Below are 20,282 nucleotides of genomic sequence, written 5' to 3' on the forward strand. Positions count from 1 at the left end.
GGCACCCCGGCGGCCCCCGCCACCACCGGAATCACCGAGGCCCCCAGCAGCGCCAGCACCAGCCCCGCCACGAGCGCCCACCACTCGGCACCCGCCCGTTCGTGCAGCCGCCGCAGCTCACCGAGACCCCGCTCCCAAGGCGTCAGCACGCGCTCCGCCACTCCACCGCCCGCGAACAGCAGCCTCGCCCGCCGCACCCCCTGATGACGGGCGTTCACCACCCAGGCCACACCGCCGGCACCGGCCAGCCCCGCACCCAACACCATGTCTCCGACACCGACATCAGCCATGGCCAGCCCCCTCACTCCAGTCGCGCGGCCGCCGCAGCTGACCGAGGCCCCGCACCCAGGGCGTCGGCCCGGCGTCCATCACCCCGCCGCCCGCGAACAGCGGCCCCGCAGTCAGCACCGCGTCTGCCACCCCGACCTCAGCCATCGCCGGCCCCCACTCCCCCAGTCCCCTCGGACAACAGCCCCCGCAGCCGCTCCCACCCGCGCTCCGGCACGAAGCCCCGCTCGCCCCACCGCAGCGCCGGTACCGTCCGGACCAGCCCCGAGTTGTCCCGCTCCAGGACATGGACCTCCGCGATCCGGCGTCGCCCAGCCCGGTCCCGTACCAGGTGGATGACGACCGAGAGCGCGGCCGACAACTGGCTGTGCAGCGCGGCCCGGTCGAGGCCGGCCGCCGTGCCCAGGGCCTCCAGGCGGGCCGGCACGTCGGCGGCCGCGTTGGCGTGCACAGTGCCGCAGCCGCCCTCGTGGCCGGTGTTGAGCGCGGCCAGCAGATGCACCACCTCGGGGCCGCGCACCTCCCCGACGACCAGCCGGTCGGGCCGCATCCGCAGCGCCTGCCGGACCAGGTCCTCCAGCGTCACCAGTCCGGCGCCCTCCTGGTTCGCGGGGCGGGTCTCCAGCCGGACCACATGCGGGTGGTCGGGCCGCAGCTCGGCCGAGTCCTCGGCCAGCACGATCCGTTCACCGGGGCCGACCAGCCCGAGCAGTGCGCTCAGCAGCGTCGTCTTGCCGGTGCCGGTCCCCCCGCTGACGAGGAAAGACAGCCGCGCCCCCACCAGCGCCCGCAGCAGCCCCGCTCCGCCCGGCGGCAGCGTGCCCGCGCGGGCCAGCTCGGCGAGGGTGAAGGCGCGGGGCCGGACCACGCGCAGGGACAGGCAGGTGCAGCCGACCGCCACCGGTGGCAGCACCGCGTGCAGCCGGGTCCCGTCGGGAAGGCGGGCGTCAGCCCAGGGCCGGGCGTCGTCCAGGCGGCGTCCGGCGACGGCGGCCAGCCGTTGCGCGAGCCGTCGGACCGCCGGGGCGTCGGGGAAGGTGACCGGGGTCAGTTCCAGGCCGCCGCCCCGGTCGACCCACACCCGGTCCGGCGCGGTGACCAGCACGTCGGTGACGCTCGGGTCGGCCAGCAGCGGCTCCAGCGGGCCGGAGCCGACGAGTTCGGAGCGCAGGTGCTCGGCCGCGCCCAGGACCTCGGCGTCGCCCAGCACCCGCCCCTGTTCGCGCAGCGCCTGCGCCACACGCGCGGGCGTGGGTTCGGCGCCGCTCTCGGCGAGGCTGCGCCGGACCCCGTCGAGGAGGGCCGCGCCGTCGGCCCGGTCGAGTCCGGGAAGCGTCATCGCGGACCTCCCGTCTCGGTCAGCGCCTGCTCCCAGAAGGCGGTGCAGAACCGGGACAGCGGGCCGCGTCCGGTCGCGCCCGGCGGTCTGGCGGTGCCCCGGGGCCGGAGCAGCGCGGGGTCGAGGGGCACGGTGCCGATCAGCGGGAGCCCGAGCAGCCGGGCCACCTCGTCCTCGTCCAGCCCCGGCCCGTACGGCGCCCTGACCGCGACCCGCAGGTCCCGCACGACCATGCCCATGGCGGAGGCGACCCGGCCGGCCGCGGCCAGCGCGCGCAGCTCCGCCGGAACGACGAGCACCGCCATGTCGAGCTGGGCCAGGGCTTCCGCGACACCGTCGTCCAGGCGGCGCGGGAGGTCGACGACCACCGTGCCCCCGCGCCGCCGGGCGGCGGCGAGCACCGCGCGGACGGCCTGGGGCGGCACCCCCACGCAGTCGCCGCGGTCCCAGCTCAGCACGCGCAGCGCGTGCAGTTCGGGCAGGGATTCCTCCAGGGCGCCGCCGCCGACTCTGCCGCGTGAGGCGGCGAAGGCGGGCCAGCGGAGCCCTTCCGCGGTCTCGCCGCCGAGGAGCACATCGAGTCCGCCACCGAGTGGGTCGGCGTCCACGAGGAGGGTGCGCAGACCCTGGTGGGCGGAGGTGACGGCGAGGGCACAGGCCAGGGTGGAGGCCCCGGCGCCGCCCCGGCCGCCGATGACACCGACGGTGAGGGCCGGGCGGCCGACGCCCTCCGCCACGTCGGCGATGCGGTCGATGAGCCACTGCTCGCCGTCGGGCAGCATCAGCACATGGTCGGCGCCGATCCCGACCGCGCGTTTCCACACGTCCGGGTCGTCCTGGTCACGGCCGACCAGGACCACTCCACGCCGCCGCGCGGCTCCGCGCACCCGGCGGGCGGCGTCGTCCCCGACCAGGACGAGCGGCGCGCCGTCCCATCCTCCACCGTGGTCCGGGACGCCGTGGTGGACTTCCGGTGTGGCGCCGGCCGCCGCGCACAGGCGCAGCAGATCGTCGAGCAGCGCCGCGTCCTCGGTGACGATGAGCGGCCGTCCCGGTCGTCCGGCCGTGGCCGGAGGCGGATCGTGCGCGACGGTTCCGGTCATGGGGTGCCCCCTTCACTGTGATTTCCGCGCCGCTCTCTCGGCCGCGCGATTCCCAAGATGTGGAGAACCGGTAAAGGTCTCCATATGAACGGCCGACAGAAACCGGCCAGACACACTCCGCATTGCGATCCGGCCATGAACGGGCCCGGATCAGGAGCGCTGGAATCACGATGGGGCTAACCGCGAAATCGTGTGGATCTTGGTCAAAAACTGTGGACGGCCGAGCGCCTGTGAATAACTTCGTCACTCATCCCGGTGACGTGGACACGCACTGTGTACGAGTTTCCGAGCGCACCCTCATGATTACCGTACGTAATCAAGCATGAGCATGACGAAAGGGCGGCCGCAGCCGCCCAGTGCCGGTTCCGTACCGGCTGGAAGAGGGGAGAAAACGCGTCCGGACATGCGACGACCCCCGCCGGGGGGGAGAGCGGGGGTCGTCCCCACGGCCGACTCGGGGGGGGAGGAGTCGGGCCGGGGTTAGCACGGTCGCGAACGATCCGTGACTTCCATGGTGTACCCGAGAGGCCTCTCAGGCAAACCCACACGCCCCACCTTACGCCGAATGGTGGGCGCCTATGCTCAGGGACGTGGAAAACCACTCCTTGCCTCGCGCAGCGGCCTTCTTCGACCTGGACAAGACGGTCATTGCGAAGTCCAGCACGCTCACCTTCAGCAAGTCCTTCTACCAAGGCGGACTGATCAACCGCAGAGCGGCCTTGCGCACCGCATATGCCCAGTTCGTCTTCCTGGCCGGCGGTTTGGACCATGACCAGATGGAGCGCATGCGGGAGTACCTCTCCACGCTCTGCAGGGGCTGGAACGTGCGCCAGGTCAAGGAAATCGTGGCCGAGACCCTGCACGACCTGATCGACCCGATCATCTACGACGAGGCCGCCTCGCTGATCGAGGAACACCACACGGCGGGCCGGGACGTCGTGATCGTGTCCACGTCCGGCGCGGAGGTCGTGGAGCCGATCGGCGAGCTGCTCGGCGCCGACCGGGTGGTGGCCACCCGACTGGTGGTCGGCGAGGACGGCTGCTTCACCGGCGAGGTGGAGTACTACGCGTACGGCCCCACCAAGGCCGAGGCGATCCGTGAGCTGGCCGCCTCCGAGGGGTACGACCTCGACCGCAGCTTCGCCTACAGCGACTCCGCCACCGACCTGCCGATGCTCCAGGCCGTCGGCCACCCGCACGCCGTCAACCCCGACCGCACACTGCGCCGGGAAGCGGTCTCGCGCGGCTGGCCGGTGCTGGAGTTCCGCAAGCCGGTGCGGCTCAAGCAGCGCCTGCCCTCGCTGCACGCACCCCGCCCGGCGGTCGTCGCGGCGGCGGCGCTGGGCGCGGCGGCCGCGACCGCGGGCCTCGTCTGGTACGCGAGCAAGCGCCGGGGCGCGACCGCCTGACAAGAACTCAGCGGCGTCCGATTCATCCCTGTTTGAACCTAAAAGTAAAGAAGTTCAGACAGGGGTTTCGCTCGTCTCATGGTTGCAGTACAAAGGTTTTACGGCCTGCGGGACCTGAGGACATCCGAGAGGATTCCCTACCACTGCGCATCTGGGCCCCACGGACCTCGCATGAACACCCGGCACCCACGCGACGTCGGACCGTCGATTACGGGCCTGCTGCACCAGGGGCGGGCAAAGACCCCGACCTGATGAGCAACATATCGAGGACGCTTGGTAACCCGGTGAACATGCCAGCGGCGGTACGAGGACTCCTCGTACCGCCGCAACCCTGTCCCGGCGATCAGGCCGCTCCGCGCTGGAGGGCCTCGCAGACCGCCGTCGACTCGCGTGCGCCCAGCTCGACCGCGCGCCCGCAGTGGGCGATCCAGGCCGCCATGCCCCCGGGGGTGCCGGAGACATAGCCGTCGAGCGCGGCGAGGTAGGAGGCGCGGCCCAGTTCGGCGTGGCCGACCTCGGCCGGGCACACCGACTTCGGGTCCAGGCCGCTGCCGATCAGGACGATGCGCTCAGCCGCGCGCGCCACCAGGCCGTTGTGGGAGGTGAAGGGGCGCAGCGCGAGGATCTCGCCGTGCACCACGGCGGCCGTCACCAGCGCGGGCGCGGACGATCCGGCGATGATCAGCTCCGCGAGGCCGTCCAGGCGTCCGGACACCTCCGGGGCGTCCGGCAGCGGCAGCTCGATGAGGGGCTCGTCGGCGAGTTCGCCCGCCTGGCGCGGCCGGCCGACCTCGTCGGTGTCGCTCGCGGCGGCCACCATGTGCAGCCGGGCCAGCACCCGCAGCGGGGACTGCCGCCAGATGGACAGCAGTTGCCCGGCCTCGGCGGTGAGCCGGAGGGCCGCGCCCATGACGCGCGCCTCGTCGCCGGTGCTGAAGTCGGTGCGGCGCCGCACCTCCTCCAGGGCCCAGTCGGCGCCGGACAGCGCCGCCGAGCCGCGGGCGCCGCGCAGGGCCGCCTCGGAGGTGATGGTGTTGCTGCGACGGCGCATGATCCGGTGCCCGTACACCCGGTCCACGGCCTTGCGCACGGACTCCACGGAGTCGGCCACGCCGGGCAGCGAGCCCAGGGCCGCGAGCGGATCTGCGGTCGCTCCTGTCGTACTCATGAGGTCGACCCTACGCGCCCGCGCCGCCGGCCGACCGGCGCCCCTTCTTCGGCCCTCACACCCCTCGAAGGAGTGACGTTCACCTTCTTCCTGGCACATACAGCTACGAGCTGACTACCCTTCGTGAACATGAAAATTGCTTTCGTCGGGAAGGGCGGCAGCGGCAAGACCACGCTCTCCTCCCTCTTCATCCGCCATCTCGTCGCCGCCGGAGCCCCGGTGGTCGCGATCGACGCGGACATCAACCAGCACCTCGGACCCGCCCTCGGCCTCGACGAGGACGAGGCGGCGGCGCTGCCCGCCATGGGCGACCGGCTGCCGCTGATCAAGGACCATCTGCGCGGCTCCAACCCGCGCATCGCCTCGGCCGAGACGATGATCAAGACCACCCCGCCCGGCTCGGGCTCCCGGCTGGTCCGGATCAGCGAGCCCGACGCGATCTACGACGCCTGCGCGCGCCCGGTGGAACTCGACGGCGGTGCCGTCCGTTTGATGGTCACCGGCCCCTTCACCGAAGCCGACCTGGGTGTCGCCTGCTACCACTCCAAGACCGGAGCGGTGGAGCTGTTCCTGAACCACCTCGTCGACGGCCCCGGCGAGTACGTGGTGGTGGACATGACCGCCGGCTCGGACTCCTTCGCCTCCGGCATGTTCACCCGCTTCGACATGACGTTCCTCGTCGCCGAGCCGACCCGGAAGGGGATCTCCGTCTACCGCCAGTACAAGGAGTACGCCCGCGACTTCGGCGTCACGCTGAAGGTCGTCGGCAACAAGGTCCAGGGTCCGGACGACGTCGACTTCCTGCGCGAGGAGGTGGGGGACGACCTGCTGGTGACGGTCGGGCACTCCGACTGGGTGCGCGCCATGGAGAAGGGGCGTCCGCCCCGCTTCGCCCTGCTGGAGGACGGCAACGTCCGCGCGCTGGAGACGCTCCGGGCCGCCGCCGACGCGACGTACGGGCTGCGGGACTGGGAGCGGTACACCCGGCAGATGGTCCACTTCCATCTGCGCAACGCCCAGTCGTGGGGCAACGAGCGCACCGGGGCCGACCTGGCGGCGCAGATCGACCCCGGCTTCGTGCTCGGTGAAGGCGTGGCGACTCCCGTCTGACGCCTGCCGCTCGGCACCTCGTGCCCGACGCCTACTGCTTGGCGGCCGGCGCTCCGGGGATGCCCTTCGGCGCCGGGGCCGGGAGGCCGGAGAGCAGGGACGCCCAGCCCTGCTTGGGCGCCTCGCCCACCTCGAGGGTGCGCAGCTTGGCCAGGGTCTGCGGGTCCTGGGCGTCCAGCCAGTCGGTCAGCTCGTGGAACGAGACGCAGCGGACGTCGGGCTTGTTGCACACGTTCTTGACGACGTCCTCGATGGCGCGCATGTACGTGCCGCCGTTCCAGGACTCGAAGTGGTTGCCGATGATCAGCGGCGCGCGGTTGCCGTCGTAGGCGCGGTCGAAGCCCCTGAGGAGGCCGTCGCGCATCTCGTCGCCCCAGAGGGCGAACTTGTCGGGGTCGCCCTGGGTCCGGGTGCCGGACTGGTTGACCATGAAGTTGTAGTCCATGGTGAGCTGCTCGAAGGTGTGGCCGGGGAAGGGCACGAGCTGCATGGACAGGTCCCAGAGACCTTCCCTCTTCTTCGGCCAGACCTGGTTGTTGACGCCGCTGGAGTCGTAGCGGAAGCCCATCTGGCTCGCCGCCTTGACGAAGTTCTTCTGCCCTTCCAGGCAGGGGGTGCGGGCGCCGATGAGTTCCTTGTCGTAGTCGAAGGGCAGCGGCGAGGACTTCTTCAGGCCCGAGTTGGTCTTCCAGGTCTTCACGAACTCCTTGGCCTGGCTGATCTCGCTCTTCCACTCGGCCACGGACCACTGGCCGACCCCGCCGTCGGGGCCGCAGAAGTGGCCGTTGAAGTGGGTGCCGATCTCATTGCCCTCCAGCCAGGCGAGGCGCGCCTGCTTGGCGGTGTCGGCGATGCCCTGCTCGTCGTTGAAGCCGATGTCGGAGCGGCCCGGCGAGTGCTGCGGCGGCTTGTAGAGGTCCCGCTTCTCCTCCGGCAGCATATAGACGCCGCTGAGGAAGAACGTCATGTTGGCGTGGTTGTCCTTGGCGACCTTGCGGAAGTGCGAGAACAGCTTCTGGCTGTCCTCACCCGCGCCGTCCCAGGAGAACACCACGAACTGCGGCGGCTTCTGACCGGGCTTCAGCTTCTCGGGCCGGGGCAGGTGCGGCTGCGCGCCGGTGTACGCGGTGGACCCGTCGCCGATCAGCCGGACGACGCTCTGGGGAGCCGGTGCGCCCTTCGGCGGGCCGGACCTGCCTTCCCGTGCCTGGTCGGAGCCGGCGGCGCAACCGGCGAGGGACGCGGCACCGGCAGCGGCGACCATGGCACAGACGGCGATCCTCTGGGTGGCGGCCATGTTCCGCCCACCTTCTTCCTTCTCTCGGGCGAACTCTCAGGCGAACGCCGATGAGGGCGTTTTCTGGTGATGCGCCGGATTCCTCCCGGCGGCGCCGCCAAAGTCGCATGGGACTGAGAAGGAATTTGTACGACAAGCCGATCAAATGCCCCCTTCACCCGACAGAGTGCACATGTGTGCCATTTGCCTCGAAAAGATATGCCGAGCCTTTACTCTGGATTACGGTTCGTTTACCGAGCGTTGAATCATCCCGCCGCTGCACGCCGTGACCCACGGCCGCGACCGAACCCCCCGCCCCTGGCGGGACCCCACAGACCGCGACCGCGCTGCCCCGGAGGAGACGGGAACATGTCAGCCTGCGCACCACCCCGTACCGACCGCTCCCGGCCCACCAGTACCCCACCGCCCCGACGCCGCCGTTTCCGCGTCGAGAGCGCCGACGTCTCCGCGTCCGTCGCGGTGTTCCTCATCGCCCTGCCGCTCTCGCTGGGCATCGCCCTGGCCACCGGCGCACCGCTCCAGGCGGGCCTGGTCGCCGCGGCGGTCGGCGGGATCGTCGCCGGCCGGATCGGCGGCTGCCCGTTGCAGGTCAGCGGGCCCGCCGCCGGTCTGACCGTGGTCACCGCCGACCTCATCCACCAGTACGGCTGGCGGGCGACCTGCGGCATCACCGTCCTCGCCGGACTCGCCCAGCTCGGCCTCGGCTGCCTGAAGGTGGCGCGCGGCGCGCTCGCCGTCAGCCCGGCGGTCGTGCACGGCATGCTCGCGGGCATCGGCATCACCATCGCCGTGGCCCAGGTGCACATCGTGCTCGGCGGCCGTCCGGACAGCTCCGTCCTCACCAACCTGCGTGCGCTCCCCGCCCAGTTGGCCCACCTCGACCCGGCCGCCGTGGTGATCAGCGCGCTCACCCTGACCCTGCTGCTGGCCTGGCCCCGCATTCCCGGCCCCGTGGGCAGCCTGCTGCGCAAGGTGCCGGCCGCGCTGGTCGCCGTCGCCGGGGCCACCGTGACGGCGGCGCTGACCGGGATCACCCTGCCCCGCGTCGACCTGCCGTCCTGGCGCAGCCACGCGCTGGCCGGACTCCCCCAGGGTCCGACGCTCGGCATCGTCGCCGCCGTGCTCACCACCACCCTGGTGTGCAGCGTGCAGTCGCTGCTCGGCGCGGTGGCCGTGGACAAGCTGGCCGCCGGCCGCACCGGCCCCGCGCGCGTGGGGCGTTCCGACCTCGACCGCGAACTGCTCGGCCAGGGCGCGGCCAACATCGTCTCCGGCGCGCTGGGCGGACTGCCGGTCGCGGGGGTGGCGGTACGCAGCACGGCGAACGTCAACTCCGGCGCGGTGAGCCGGAACTCCACGATGCTGCACGGCGGTCTCGTGGTGATCGCCGCCCTGCTGCTGGTCCCCCTCCTGGAGCGGATTCCGCTCGCCTCGCTCGCCGCCCTGGTGATGGCCGTCGGCATCCAGATGGTGTCCCTGAACCACATCCGTACGGTGACCCGCCACCGTGAGGTGCCGGTCTACGCCGCGACCACCCTCGGCGTGGTGTGCCTCGGCGTCCTGCAGGGCGTGCTCATCGGGATCGCCGTGGCCGTCGCCCTGGCCCTGCACCGCCTCACCCACACCCGCATCACGCACGAGGAGAAGGAAGGGATCCATCACGTCCGGGTACGCGGCCAGTTGACCTTCCTCGCCGTGCCCCGGCTCAGCCGAGTCCTGCACCGCGTCCCGCACGGCACCCGTGCCGTCGTCGAGCTGGACGGCTCCTTCATGGACCACGCGGCGTACGAGTCGCTCCAGGACTGGCGGAGTTCCCACACCGCGCGGGGCGGCTCCGCCGAGCTGAAGGACCACCGCACCGGGGTGCGGAGCGCGGGCACCCCGTCCTCCACCGTCTGCCGGTGCCGCCCCTGGACACCATGGCGCAACCACCGGTGCGACATGCCTACGGCGGCCGTGCGCCACGACGCGGCGGACACCATGGGCGCCCCCCGCCCCGACACCCACGAACTCGCCCGTGGCATCAGCTCGTTCCAGCGGAACACCGCCCCGCTGGTCCGGGAGGAGCTGGCCCGGCTGGCCAGGGAGGGACAACGGCCCTCGCAGCTCTTCCTCACCTGCGCCGACTCCCGGCTCGTCACCTCGATGATCACCGCCAGCGGCCCCGGCGACCTGTTCGTGGTGCGCAACGTCGGCAACCTGGTGCCGCCGCCCGGCCAGGAGCACTCCGACGACTCGGTGGCCGCCGCCCTCGAGTACGCGGTGGATGTGCTCGGGGTCAGGTCGATCACCGTGTGCGGGCACTCCGGGTGCGGGGCGATGCAGGCCCTGCTGGCCGCCGAGCCCGGCGCCGCCCCGACTCCGCTGCGTCGGTGGCTGAGGTACGGAGAGCCGAGTCTGGCCCGGCTGGCCGACGGGCCCCCGGAGCGGCCCCGGCTCGCCCCGCGCCCGGCGGCCGACGCCGTGGAGGAGCTGTCTCTGGCCAATGTGGTGCAGCAGTTGGCGCATCTGCGGGCGCACGAGTCCGTAGCGCGCGCCATGGCGGCCGGTGCGCTGGAGCTGCACGGCATGTACTTCCACGTCGGAGAGGCGCGGGCGTACCTGCTCGGCGAGGAAGGAGCCGAGGGCGGCGAGGCGGAGGCCGCGGTGTTCCACGAGGTCAGAGGGGATGTCAAAGAGGACGTGCGAGAGGGGCCGGAGGTGGGCAGCTTGGTCTGAGCGGCCACTCGCGGGACCGCAGAAAGGTCTAAACCAATTCTGCGGTCCACCCTTGTCATCAGCCCCGACGTCTGATGAGGTGTGGCCTGGGACACAACGGACACCCTGGGAAAGGGAGATGTCGTGAGCAACGAGAGCCTGGCCAACCTTCTGAAGGAGGAGCGACGCTTCGCGCCGCCGGCCGACCTGGCCGCGAACGCCAACGTCACGGCCGAGGCGTACGAACAGGCCGCGGCGGACCGACTCGGCTTCTGGGCCGAGCAGGCCCGCAGGCTGAGCTGGGCCAAGGAGCCGACGAAGACGCTGGACTGGTCGAACCCGCCGTTCGCCAAGTGGTTCGAGGACGGCGAGCTGAACGTCGCCTACAACTGCGTGGACCGGCACGTGGAGGCCGGGAACGGCGACCGGGTCGCCATCCACTTCGAGGGCGAGCCGGGCGACAGCCGCTCCATCACCTACGCCGAGCTGAAGGACGAGGTCTCCAGGGCGGCCAACGCGCTGCTGGAGCTGGGTGTCCGCAAGGGCGACCGGGTCGCCATCTACATGCCGATGATCCCCGAGACCGCCATCGCCATGCTGGCCTCGGCCCGCATCGGCGCCGCGCACTCGGTGGTCTTCGGCGGCTTCTCGGCCGACGCGCTGGCCACCCGTATCAAGGACGCGGACGCCAAGGTCGTCATCACCGCCGACGGCGGTTACCGCCGGGGCCAGCCGTCCGCGCTCAAGCCCGCCGTGGACGACGCGGTCGCCAAGGCCGCCGGCACCGTCGAGCACGTGCTGGTGGTGCGCCGTACCGGGCAGGACGTGGCGTTCGACGCCGAGCGGGACGTGTGGTGGGACGAGCTGGTCGGGCGCCAGTCGGCCGAGCACACCCCGGAGGCGTTCGGCGCCGAGCACCCGCTGTTCATCCTCTACACCTCCGGCACCACGGGTAAGCCCAAGGGCATCCTGCACACGTCGGGCGGCTACCTCACGCAGACCGCCTACACCCACTGGGCGGTGTTCGACCTCAAGCCGGAGACGGACGTCTACTGGTGCACGGCCGACGTCGGCTGGGTCACCGGCCACTCGTACATCGTGTACGGCCCGCTGGCGAACGGCGCGACCCAGGTGATGTACGAGGGCACCCCGGACACCCCGCACCAGGGCCGCTTCTGGGAGATCGTCGAGAAGTACCGGGTCTCGATCCTGTACACCGCGCCCACCGCGATCCGGACGTTCATGAAGTGGGGCGACGACATCCCCGCGCAGTTCGACCTGACCTCGCTCCGGGTGCTCGGTTCGGTGGGTGAGCCCATCAACCCCGAGGCCTGGGTCTGGTACCGCAAGAACATCGGCGCCGACCGCACCCCGGTCGTGGACACCTGGTGGCAGACCGAGACCGGCGCGATGATGATCTCGCCGCTGCCGGGCGTCACCGAGACCAAGCCCGGTTCCGCGCAGCGCCCGCTGCCCGGCATCAGCGCCACCGTCGTCGACGACGAGGCGAACGAGGTGCCGGACGGAGGCGGCGGCTACCTGGTCCTCACCGAGCCGTGGCCGTCGATGCTCCGCACCATCTGGGGCGACGACCAGCGCTACCTGGACACCTACTGGTCGCGCTTCGAGGGCAAGTACTTCGCCGGCGACGGCGCCAAGAAGGACGACGACGGGGACATCTGGCTCCTCGGCCGCGTGGACGACGTGATGCTGGTGTCGGGTCACAACATCTCCACCACCGAGGTGGAGTCGGCGCTGGTGTCGCACCCGGCGGTCGCCGAGGCGGCCGTCGTGGGCGCCGCCGACGAGACGACCGGACAGGCCATCGTGGCGTTCGTCATCCTGCGCGGCTCGGCCGCCGAGGACGAGAAGCTGGTCGCCGAGCTGCGCGACCACGTCGGCGCCACCCTCGGCCCGATCGCCAAGCCCAAGCGCGTCCTGCCGGTCGCGGAGCTGCCCAAGACCCGTTCCGGCAAGATCATGCGCCGGCTGCTGCGGGACGTGGCGGAGAACCGCCAGCTCGGCGACGTCACCACCCTGACCGACTCCACGGTCATGACGCTCATCCAGTCCAAGCTGCCGTCCTCCTCCAGCGAGGACTGAGCCGAGGCGGACAGAGGGTGCCCCGGTGACCGCGCCGGGGCGCCCGATCTGCCGGACCATCCGATCTTAGGTAAAGTAAACAAAGTACGGCAGTAGTCCGTGCCCCGAGGTGCGCCGGGAAGTCTGGTCGGCAAGCGTTCTGTCATGCCCACCAGCCGGAGGTTCCCACCGTGGCCGCGCCCCGCACTCCCAACGCCGCCCGCAAGGCCCTCGCCCGCCTGTCGCTGCCGGAGCGGACCGCCGTGGCGGACGCGCTGCGCACCGAGACGGTGGGCGGTGTTCTCCTGCTGGTCGCCGCCGTCGCGGCGCTCGTCTGGGCCAACGTCCCCGCGCTGAGCCATGCCTACGCGACCGTCAGCCACTTCCACCTCGGCCCGGCCGCCCTCGGCCTGGACCTCTCCGTCGCCCACTGGGCGGCCGACGGCCTGCTGGCGGTGTTCTTCTTCGTGGCCGGCGTCGAGCTGAAGCGGGAACTGGTCGCCGGCGACCTGCGCGACCCCAGGGCGGCCGTACTGCCCGTGGTGGCCGCGCTGTGCGGGATGGCCGTACCCGCGCTGGTGTACACGCTCACCAGCCTCACCGGCGGCGGCTCCCTGACCGGCTGGGCGGTGCCGACCGCCACCGACATCGCCTTCGCGCTCGCCGTCCTCGCGGTCATCGGCACCTCGCTGCCCAGCGCGCTGCGCGCCTTCCTGCTGACCCTCGCGGTGGTCGACGACCTCTTCGCCATCCTGATCATCGCCGTCTTCTTCACCGGCCGGATCGACTTCGCCGCGCTCGGCGGGGCCGTCGCCGCCCTCGCGCTGTTCTGGCTGCTGCTGCGCAAGGGCGTGCGCGGCTGGTACGTCTACCTGCCGCTGGCCCTGGTGATCTGGGCCCTGATGTACAACAGCGGCGTCCACGCGACCATCGCCGGTGTGGCGATGGGCCTGATGCTCCGCTGCGTCACCCGCGAGGGTGAGGAGCGGTCGCCGGGTGAACGGCTGGAGCATCTGGTGCGACCCCTGTCGGCCGGACTCGCCGTGCCACTGTTCGCCCTGTTCAGCGCGGGCGTGCCGGTGTCCGGCGGGGCGCTGGCCCAGGTGTTCACGCGGCCGGAGACGCTCGGCGTGGTGCTCGGCCTGGTCGTGGGCAAGACGGTCGGTGTCTTCGGCGGGACCTGGCTGACCGTGCGCTTCACCCGCGCCTCGCTGAGCGAGGGACTGGCCTGGGCCGACGTCTTCGCGGTCGCCACGCTCGCCGGGATCGGCTTCACCGTCTCCCTCCTCATCGGCGAGCTGGCCTTCGCCGGCGACCTCGCGCTCACCGAGGAGGTGAAGGCGTCCGTCCTCGTCGGATCGCTGATCGCGGCCATCTGTGCGACGGTGCTGCTGAAGGTGCGCAACGCCAGGTACCGGCGGCTGTGCGAGGACGAGGAGCGCGACGAGGACCAGGACGGCATCCCCGACGTCTACGAGCAGGACGACCCGGCGTACCACCTGCGCATGGCCGAGATCCACGAGGGGAAGGCCGCTGAGCACCGGCGTATCGCGGCCGGGCTGTCCGCCGCCGCGCGCCACGCGCGTGCCGAAGTGCCGGGCGGGGCAGGCGAGGAGAACGGTCGTCCGGCATGATCTGACGAGACGGTACAAAACAAGACGGCACCACAAGCAGAGGGAGAGAACGCGATGAGCGCACCCGACGGCAGGCCGGTCGGCGCCGAACACAGCATCGGCCAGCTGGTCGCCTCGGCGACGACCGAGATGTCGGCGCTGGTGCACGACGAGATCGCGCTGGCCAAGGCGCAGCTCAAGCGGGACGTGAAGCGCGGCGCGGCGAGCGGTGGGGCCTTCTCCGGCGCGGGCGTGGTGCTGGTGTTCTCGCTGCCGATGCTCAACTTCGCGCTGGCGTACGGCATCCGCACCTGGAGCCACTGGAACCTCGCGGTGTGTTTCCTGCTGTCCTTCGCCGCCAATGTGCTGGTGGCCGGTCTGCTCGCCCTGATCGGTGTGGTGTTCGCCAAGAAGGCCAAGAAGAGCAAGGGCCCGCAGAAGGTCGCCGCGTCCGTGAAGCAGTCGGCGGGCGTCCTCCAGAACGCCAAGCCGCACCCGCGTGAGCTGCCTGCGGCGGACCGCGCCCACAAGGCTGTGGCACGCTCGTCCTCATGACGGAACCCGCCGCCGCACCGGCCGTACGGCTCGACCTGCCCTCCGGGGAGCGGGTGACGCACCGGGACGTCGCCGCCAACGGCGCGCGTTTCCACATCGCGGAGCTGGGCGACGGCCCCCTGGTGCTGCTGCTGCACGGCTTCCCGCAGTTCTGGTGGACCTGGCGGTACCAGTTGTCCGCGCTGGCGGCCGCGGGCTACCGGGCCGTGGCCATGGACCTGCGGGGCGTCGGCGGCAGCGACCGCACCCCGCGCGGGTACGACCCGGCCAACCTCGCGCTGGACGTCACCGGGGTGATCCGCTCGCTCGGCGAGCCGGACGCCGCGCTGGTCGGCCACGACCTGGGCGGCTACCTGGCGTGGACGGCGGCGGCGATGCGGCCCAAGCTGGTGCGCCGGCTCGCGGTGGTGTCGATGCCGCACCCGCGGCGCTGGCGCGCGGCGATGCTGCGGGACGCCCGGCAGACGGCGGCCAGCTCCTACATCTGGGGCTTCCAGCGGCCGTGGATCCCCGAGCGGCAGCTCACCGCGGACGACGGCGCGCTGGTGGGTGAGCTGATCCGGGACTGGTCCGGGCCGCGCCTGCCGGAGGACGCGGACGTGGCGGCGTACCAGCGGGCGATGTGCATCCCGTCGACGGCGCACTGCTCGATCGAGCCGTACCGCTGGCTGGTGCGGTCGCTGGCCCGGCCGGACGGCATCCAGTTCAACCGGCGGATGAAGCGGCCGGTCCGGGTGCCCACGCTGCATCTGCACGGCTCCCTGGACCCGGTCACCCGGACGCGCAGCGCGGCCGGTTCGGGCGAGTACGTGGAGGCGCCGTACCGCTGGCGTCTGTTCGACGGGCTGGGACACTTCCCGCACGAGGAGGACCCGGTGGCGTTCTCCACCGAGCTGATCAACTGGCTGAAGGACCCCGAACCCGACCGGTGACCGTTCGGATGCGCTGAGTGTCCGCTTTCCCGACCGTTTCCGACCGTTTGCTCACCGAACTGCCACATGCCTGACGCATAGGCCGATCGGGCGGCCCGGAGGCGGTTACTGACCTTGGGGCGGGGGCACACGTCGGGGTATGGGCTGGACGCACGACTACGGTGACGCACCCCGCGAACGACGCTCGGCCTCCGGGCCGGATTCGCCGCCACCGGTAACGCCGCAACTCGCCGAGGGGGACCCGAGGGTGGGGATTCCGCGCATCCTGCGCCGCCGGGCCCGCTGGGTCTCCGTACGCCTGCGTCACACCGCGCGCACCTGAACCCGCGTCACCTCACGGGACGCGGTCGCCTCGCAGAGCGCGGTCGCCTCACAGGGCGCAGTTGTCGGTGCCCACCTGGCTGTTCGCCGTACGCCCCCGCGTGACGTCCGGGCGGATCTCGTCGGCGGTGAGGGCGTAGCCGGTATCGGCGTCGTCCCGCGACTTGGCGAACACCACGCCGTAGACGGTGCCCTGAGGGGTCAGCAGGGGGCCGCCGGAGTTGCCCTCGCGGACCGTGGTGAAAAGTGAGTACACGTCACGGCCGACCGTGCCCCGGCGGTAGATGTCCGAGCCGTTCGCCGTGATGCGTCCGCGCACCCGCGCCGCGCGCACGTCGTACGCGCCGTTCTCCGGGAAGCCGGCCACGATGGCGCCGTCCCCGCTGCCGGCGTCCTTCGAGGCGAACCGCAGCACGGGCGCCTTCAGGTCGGGCACGTCCAGGACGGCGATGTCGCGCCGCCAGTCGTAGAGGACGACCGTGGCGTCGTACGTGCGGCCCTCGCCGCCTATCTGGACGGTGGGTTCGTCGACGCCGCCGACGACATGGGCGTTGGTCATCACGCGCCGGTCGCCGAAGACGAAGCCGGTGCCCTCCAGCACCTTGCCGCAACTGCGGGCGGTGCCGGTGACCTTGACGATGGAGCGCTGGGCCCTGACGGCCACGGCGCTGCTCGCCAGAGCCGGATCCGGCGGCCGGACCTCGCGGATCTGCTCGTCGGAGAAGGGGCTGAAGACCTGCGGGAAGCCGTTCTGCGCGAGGATCGAGCCGAAGTCCTTGAACCAGGTGCCCGACTGCACCGGCAGCACCTGGTCCATCCCGACCAGCACCTTGGAGCCGCGGACCTCCCGGCCGAGCGTCGGCAGCGTGGTCTGGGCGAGCGCGGAGCCGATCAGCCAGGCGACCAGCAGCATGGCGCCCACGTTGACCAGGGCGCCGCCGGTGGCGTCCAGCGCGCGGGCCGGGGACCAGGTGATGTGCCGGCGCAGCTTGTTGCCCAGGTGGGTGGTGAGGGCCTGCCCGACGGAGGCGATCACGATCACGACGATGACCGCGACGACGGCGGCCACGGTGCCGACCTCGGCGTTGTCGGTCACCGCGTCCCAGACGGGAGGCAGCGCGCAGACGGCGAGCAGGCCGCCGCCGAGGAAGCCGATCACCGACAGGATGCCGACGACGAAGCCCTGGCGGTAACCCACGACCGCGAACCAGACGGCGGCCAGCAGCAACAGGATGTCCAGCACGTTCAACGCTTCAGGCCCCGCCCATCGACTTTCCCCGCGGTAATGAACACGCACGACACCCTGTCATGACCAGCGGTCGAGCGGGACCTGCCGGGTCCGGTCCCAGGGGCGCTCCCAGCCCGCGTAGTGCAGCAGCCGGTCGATGACCCCGGCCGTGAACCCCCACACGAGCGCCGATTCGACCAGGAATGCCGGGCCCCGGAACCCGCTGGGGTGCACGGTGGTCGCGCGGTTGGCAGGGTCCGTGAGATCCGCCACGGGGACGGTGAAGACGCGCGCCGTCTCGTTCGGGTCGACCACCCCGACCGGGCTCGGCTCGCGCCACCAGCCGAGGACCGGGGTGACGACGAACTCGCTGACCGGGATGTAGAGGGCGGGCAGCACCCCGAAGAGCTGGACGCCGGCCGGGTCGAGCCCGGTCTCCTCCTCCGCCTCGCGCAGGGCCGCCCGCAGCGGGCCGTCGGTCTTCGGGTCGCCGTCCACGGCGTCGAGGGCGCCGCCGGGGAAGGAGGGCTGGCCGGCGTGGGAGCGCAGCGAGCCGGAGCGCTCCATCAGCAGCAGCTCCGGGCCGCGCTCGCCCTCGCCGAACAGGATCAGCACCGCCGACTGGCGGCCGCCGCCGTCCTCGGGCGGCAGGAAGCGGCTGAGCTGGAGCGGCTGGACCGTCTCGGCGGCCCGCGCCACCGGCTCCAGCCAGCCCGGCAGCCCCTCCCTGCGCAGCGCCACCGGGCTCTCGTGCGTGTCACGCGTGTACGTCATGCCACCCCCTGCCGTGTCCAACGCCCGACTGCCCCGTGATCGTTCCCCTCATCCGGCCCCCAGCGGCGGGGCCGGGATGCCGCCCGCGTCCAGGTAGGACTGGGGCGGGTTGAGCCGCTGGCCGGGGAAGCCGCCCTTCTCGTACTTCAGGAGCTTGCGCGCCTTGTCCGGGTCGGTCTCGCCCTCGCCGTAGGACGGGCAGAGCGGGGCGATCGGGCAGGCGCCGCAAGCGGGCTTGCGGGCGTGGCAGATGCGGCGGCCGTGCCAGATGACGTGGTGGGAGAGGTCGGTCCAGTCCTTCTTGGGGAACAGTTCGCCGACCGCGGCCTCGATCTTCTCGGGCTCGGTCTCCTCGGTCCACTTCCAGCGCCGCACCAGCCGCTGGAAGTGGGTGTCCACGGTGATGCCGGGCCGGCCGAAGGCGTTGCCCAGGACCACGAAGGCGGTCTTGCGGCCGACGCCGGGCAGCTTGACCAGGTCCTCCAGCTTGCCGGGGACCTCACCGCCGAAGTCCTCCACGAGCGCCTTGGACAGCCCTATGACCGAGCGCGTCTTGGCCCTGAAGAAGCCGCAGGGCCGCAGGATCTCCTCCACCTCGGCGGGGTCGGCCGCCGCGAGGTCCTCCGGGGTGGGGTACTTGGCGAACAGCGCCGGGGTCGTCTGGTTGACGCGCAGGTCGGTGGTCTGGGCCGACAGGACCGTGGCGACCAGGAGCTGGAAGGGGTTCTGGAAGTCCAGCTCGGGGTGGGCGTACGGATAGACCTCGGCGAGTTCGCGGTTGATCCGGCGGGCGCGGCGGACCAGGGCGGTGTGCGACTCACCGGTCGTCCCACCGGCCGTCTTCGCGGGGTCCTTTTTTATGGATTTCACCTTTTTGCCACTTCCATCGGAATCCTGTTCGCCCACGGCGGAATCACGTCGTGCAACCACCCGCGCAGCCCCCTCGGCCTGTGCTCTACCGGCGATTTGGACACCCGGCCAGCCTAGAGCCCGGCACCGACATACGCGCCGGACCCGGAAGATCGGCCCCCGCTCAGCGCGAGGCGCCCAGCAGGCGCAGCAGGCCGTCCGCGCTGTCCGCCGTCCCGCCCCGGCGGAAACCGTCGGCGGTGCGCTCGGCGAGGGTCCGGCCGGAGGTGAGGCACCAGTCCCACCACCAGTCCAGCGTGGGGGTGTCGAGCCGTTCGGCGGGCAGCAGCGCGGGCCAGCCGCAGGCGCGCGCCTGAGCGGTGACCTTGGCCCCGTCCGCCACGGGGTCGACGGCGAGGGCGGGCACCCCGGCGCGCAGTGCGAGCACCAGGCCGTGCAGCCGGTCGGTGACGACGAGGTCGCAGCGCGCCAGCACGCTCTCCAGTTGCCCGGAGGTCGTGCACAGCCGCCAGTCGCACGGGTCCAGCCGGGTCTCCAGTTCGAGACAGGCGCAGTCCCGGCCGTTCAGCCAGCGCGTGACGAACTCGGCCACCCGCTCGTGCTGCCTGCGGAGGCCGTACTCGTACTGGCCGTGCGTGAGGACGACGCCTACGACCGGATGTGCCGGCGGGACGGGCGCGCGGGCGGCCAGGTCGAGGGTGGGGACGGTGTCCGGGGCGTCCCGCCCGAGGACGTGGTGGAAACCGTGTACGGCGGGGTCCTCGGCGTCGAGGACGGAGTTCCCCACGGCGATCCGGACGCAGTCGCGGTACCGCCGGTGCAGGTCCTCGACCTGGGATCCGTGCGCGGGGCCGCAGACGAAGAGCAGGTGCGAGTAGTCCTCCGGGCGGGTGTCGTCCAGGGACGGCCCCTCCGGCCGGAAGGCCGGGCTCCAGGCGACGTCGTGCGGGACGGCGGCGCCCCGCAGCAGCTCTCGCACCCGGTCCAGCGCGAGCAGGTCACCGGCGGTCGCCTCCCCGTGCAGGAAGCTGAACCAGCCGGTGACGAGAACCCGCCGCGGGCCGGTCTCAGCCGTTGTCGAAGACCGCCTTCTGCACGTCGTTGGGGCCGTCGAACCGTTGCGTCCCGGCGTGCTCAAGCTTGTCGACGACCTTGTCGTCGGCGCCGTTGCTCCGGGCCACGGAGACGAGATCGTCACGGCTGGCGGGGTATTCGGCGCCCTTGAGGGCCTTCTGGAGATCGATCGGGCTCATGTCGGCCATGGTGTCCTCCTGTCGGGGCCGGCGCAGTCGTCCTGCGCGTCCTGGCGCCGAGTACCCCCCGAGGACGACGGAGACCCGCCGCGCCCGCAGTTTCCACAAACAGCGGAAGGCCGGTTGCGGATTTCTCCGTAACCGGCCTTCACCTGCGACTTCGTAAAGTCGGGACGACAGGATTTGAACCTGCGACCCCTTGACCCCCAGTCAAGTGCGCTACCAAGCTGCGCCACGTCCCGA

The 20,282-nt window shown here is 71.9% G+C and carries 17 protein-coding genes, 1 tRNA gene and 1 pseudogene; 8 read left to right on the forward strand and 11 right to left on the reverse strand.

All coding sequences use genetic code 11. From position 1 onward, the window contains the following. The 3 genes and pseudogenes from GT030_RS31935 to ssd all read right to left on the reverse strand — a co-directional run. Positions 1 to 290, reverse strand: a pseudogene (locus GT030_RS31935) (hypothetical protein); the annotation flags it as partial. 137 nt (positions 291 to 427) lie between these two features. Continuing rightward, on the reverse strand, positions 428 to 1,627 hold the full coding sequence (locus GT030_RS31940) for a TadA family conjugal transfer-associated ATPase (RefSeq protein WP_161204067.1): 1,200 nt from the start codon (positions 1,625 to 1,627) through the stop codon (positions 428 to 430). Then, positions 1,624 to 2,730 (reverse strand): septum site-determining protein Ssd, encoded by a 1,107-nt coding sequence (gene ssd, locus GT030_RS31945; protein ID WP_161204068.1) that lies wholly within the window; start codon positions 2,728 to 2,730, stop codon positions 1,624 to 1,626. Before ssd ends, GT030_RS31940 begins: the two co-directional genes overlap by 4 nt. Positions 2,731 to 3,308: 578 nt before the next feature. On the opposite strand from ssd, the gene GT030_RS31950 reads away from it, so the two are divergent. Next, positions 3,309 to 4,139, forward strand: coding sequence for an HAD family hydrolase (locus GT030_RS31950; protein WP_161204069.1), 831 nt, complete (start codon positions 3,309 to 3,311; stop codon positions 4,137 to 4,139). A gap of 343 nt (positions 4,140 to 4,482) precedes the next feature. Here GT030_RS31950 and GT030_RS31955 read toward each other — a convergent pair whose 3' ends face one another. Then, positions 4,483 to 5,307: a Fic family protein gene (locus tag GT030_RS31955; protein ID WP_161204070.1), complete on the reverse strand. Its 825-nt coding sequence runs from the start codon at positions 5,305 to 5,307 to the stop codon at positions 4,483 to 4,485. Between the two features lie 129 nt (positions 5,308 to 5,436). Between GT030_RS31955 and GT030_RS31960 the strand changes: the two genes are divergently transcribed. Further along, positions 5,437 to 6,417 (forward strand): ATP-binding protein, encoded by a 981-nt coding sequence (locus tag GT030_RS31960; RefSeq protein ID WP_202460821.1) that lies wholly within the window; start codon positions 5,437 to 5,439, stop codon positions 6,415 to 6,417. Between the two features lie 31 nt (positions 6,418 to 6,448). On the opposite strand, the gene GT030_RS31965 is transcribed toward GT030_RS31960, so the two are convergent. Then, positions 6,449 to 7,714, reverse strand: a complete 1,266-nt coding sequence (locus GT030_RS31965; protein WP_161204072.1) for a hypothetical protein — start codon at positions 7,712 to 7,714, stop codon at positions 6,449 to 6,451. 348 nt (positions 7,715 to 8,062) lie between these two features. Between GT030_RS31965 and GT030_RS31970 the strand changes: the two genes are divergently transcribed. The 6 genes from GT030_RS31970 to GT030_RS36915 all read left to right on the forward strand — a co-directional run bounded on the left by GT030_RS31970 (position 8,063) and on the right by GT030_RS36915 (position 15,915). Then, positions 8,063 to 10,432: a SulP family inorganic anion transporter gene (locus GT030_RS31970; protein WP_161204073.1), complete on the forward strand. Its 2,370-nt coding sequence runs from the start codon at positions 8,063 to 8,065 to the stop codon at positions 10,430 to 10,432. Between the two features lie 123 nt (positions 10,433 to 10,555). Then, positions 10,556 to 12,514, forward strand: a complete 1,959-nt coding sequence (gene acs / locus GT030_RS31975; RefSeq protein WP_161204074.1) for an acetate--CoA ligase — start codon at positions 10,556 to 10,558, stop codon at positions 12,512 to 12,514. 170 nt (positions 12,515 to 12,684) lie between these two features. After that, positions 12,685 to 14,127, forward strand: coding sequence for a Na+/H+ antiporter NhaA (nhaA, locus tag GT030_RS31980; protein ID WP_161204075.1), 1,443 nt, complete (start codon positions 12,685 to 12,687; stop codon positions 14,125 to 14,127). Between the two features lie 54 nt (positions 14,128 to 14,181). Beyond that, positions 14,182 to 14,661 carry a phage holin family protein gene (locus GT030_RS31985; protein ID WP_161204076.1) on the forward strand — a complete coding sequence of 160 codons (480 nt, stop codon included), beginning with the start codon at positions 14,182 to 14,184 and terminating at the stop codon, positions 14,659 to 14,661. Next, positions 14,658 to 15,593, forward strand: a complete 936-nt coding sequence (locus GT030_RS31990; RefSeq protein ID WP_161204077.1) for an alpha/beta hydrolase — start codon at positions 14,658 to 14,660, stop codon at positions 15,591 to 15,593. The genes GT030_RS31985 and GT030_RS31990 overlap by 4 nt, the downstream gene beginning before the upstream one ends. A gap of 139 nt (positions 15,594 to 15,732) precedes the next feature. Beyond that, positions 15,733 to 15,915 (forward strand): hypothetical protein, encoded by a 183-nt coding sequence (locus GT030_RS36915; RefSeq protein ID WP_161204078.1) that lies wholly within the window; start codon positions 15,733 to 15,735, stop codon positions 15,913 to 15,915. Positions 15,916 to 15,963: 48 nt separating this feature from the next. Here GT030_RS36915 and GT030_RS32000 read toward each other — a convergent pair whose 3' ends face one another. From GT030_RS32000 to GT030_RS32025, 6 genes are all read right to left on the reverse strand, one after another. Further along, positions 15,964 to 17,163 (reverse strand): MarP family serine protease, encoded by a 1,200-nt coding sequence (locus tag GT030_RS32000; RefSeq protein WP_161204079.1) that lies wholly within the window; start codon positions 17,161 to 17,163, stop codon positions 15,964 to 15,966. A 57-nt stretch (positions 17,164 to 17,220) separates the two neighbouring features. After that, positions 17,221 to 17,916 (reverse strand): CoA pyrophosphatase, encoded by a 696-nt coding sequence (locus GT030_RS32005; protein ID WP_161204080.1) that lies wholly within the window; start codon positions 17,914 to 17,916, stop codon positions 17,221 to 17,223. Between the two features lie 48 nt (positions 17,917 to 17,964). Continuing rightward, positions 17,965 to 18,777, reverse strand: coding sequence for an endonuclease III (gene nth, locus GT030_RS32010; RefSeq protein WP_346009787.1), 813 nt, complete (start codon positions 18,775 to 18,777; stop codon positions 17,965 to 17,967). Between the two features lie 172 nt (positions 18,778 to 18,949). Then, on the reverse strand, positions 18,950 to 19,810 hold the full coding sequence (locus GT030_RS32015; protein WP_237522797.1) for a polysaccharide pyruvyl transferase family protein: 861 nt from the start codon (positions 19,808 to 19,810) through the stop codon (positions 18,950 to 18,952). 43 nt (positions 19,811 to 19,853) lie between these two features. Further along, complete coding sequence (locus GT030_RS32020; RefSeq protein ID WP_161203026.1) at positions 19,854 to 20,048, reverse strand: DUF2795 domain-containing protein; 195 nt, start codon at positions 20,046 to 20,048, stop codon at positions 19,854 to 19,856. Positions 20,049 to 20,207: 159 nt separating this feature from the next. Continuing rightward, positions 20,208 to 20,281: transfer RNA gene (locus tag GT030_RS32025), tRNA-Pro, on the reverse strand. Position 20,282 lies beyond the last annotated feature (1 nt).

This window comes from Streptomyces sp. SID1328, assembly GCF_009865595.1.
Taxonomy (GTDB): Bacteria; Actinomycetota; Actinomycetes; order Streptomycetales; family Streptomycetaceae; genus Streptomyces; species Streptomyces griseoluteus.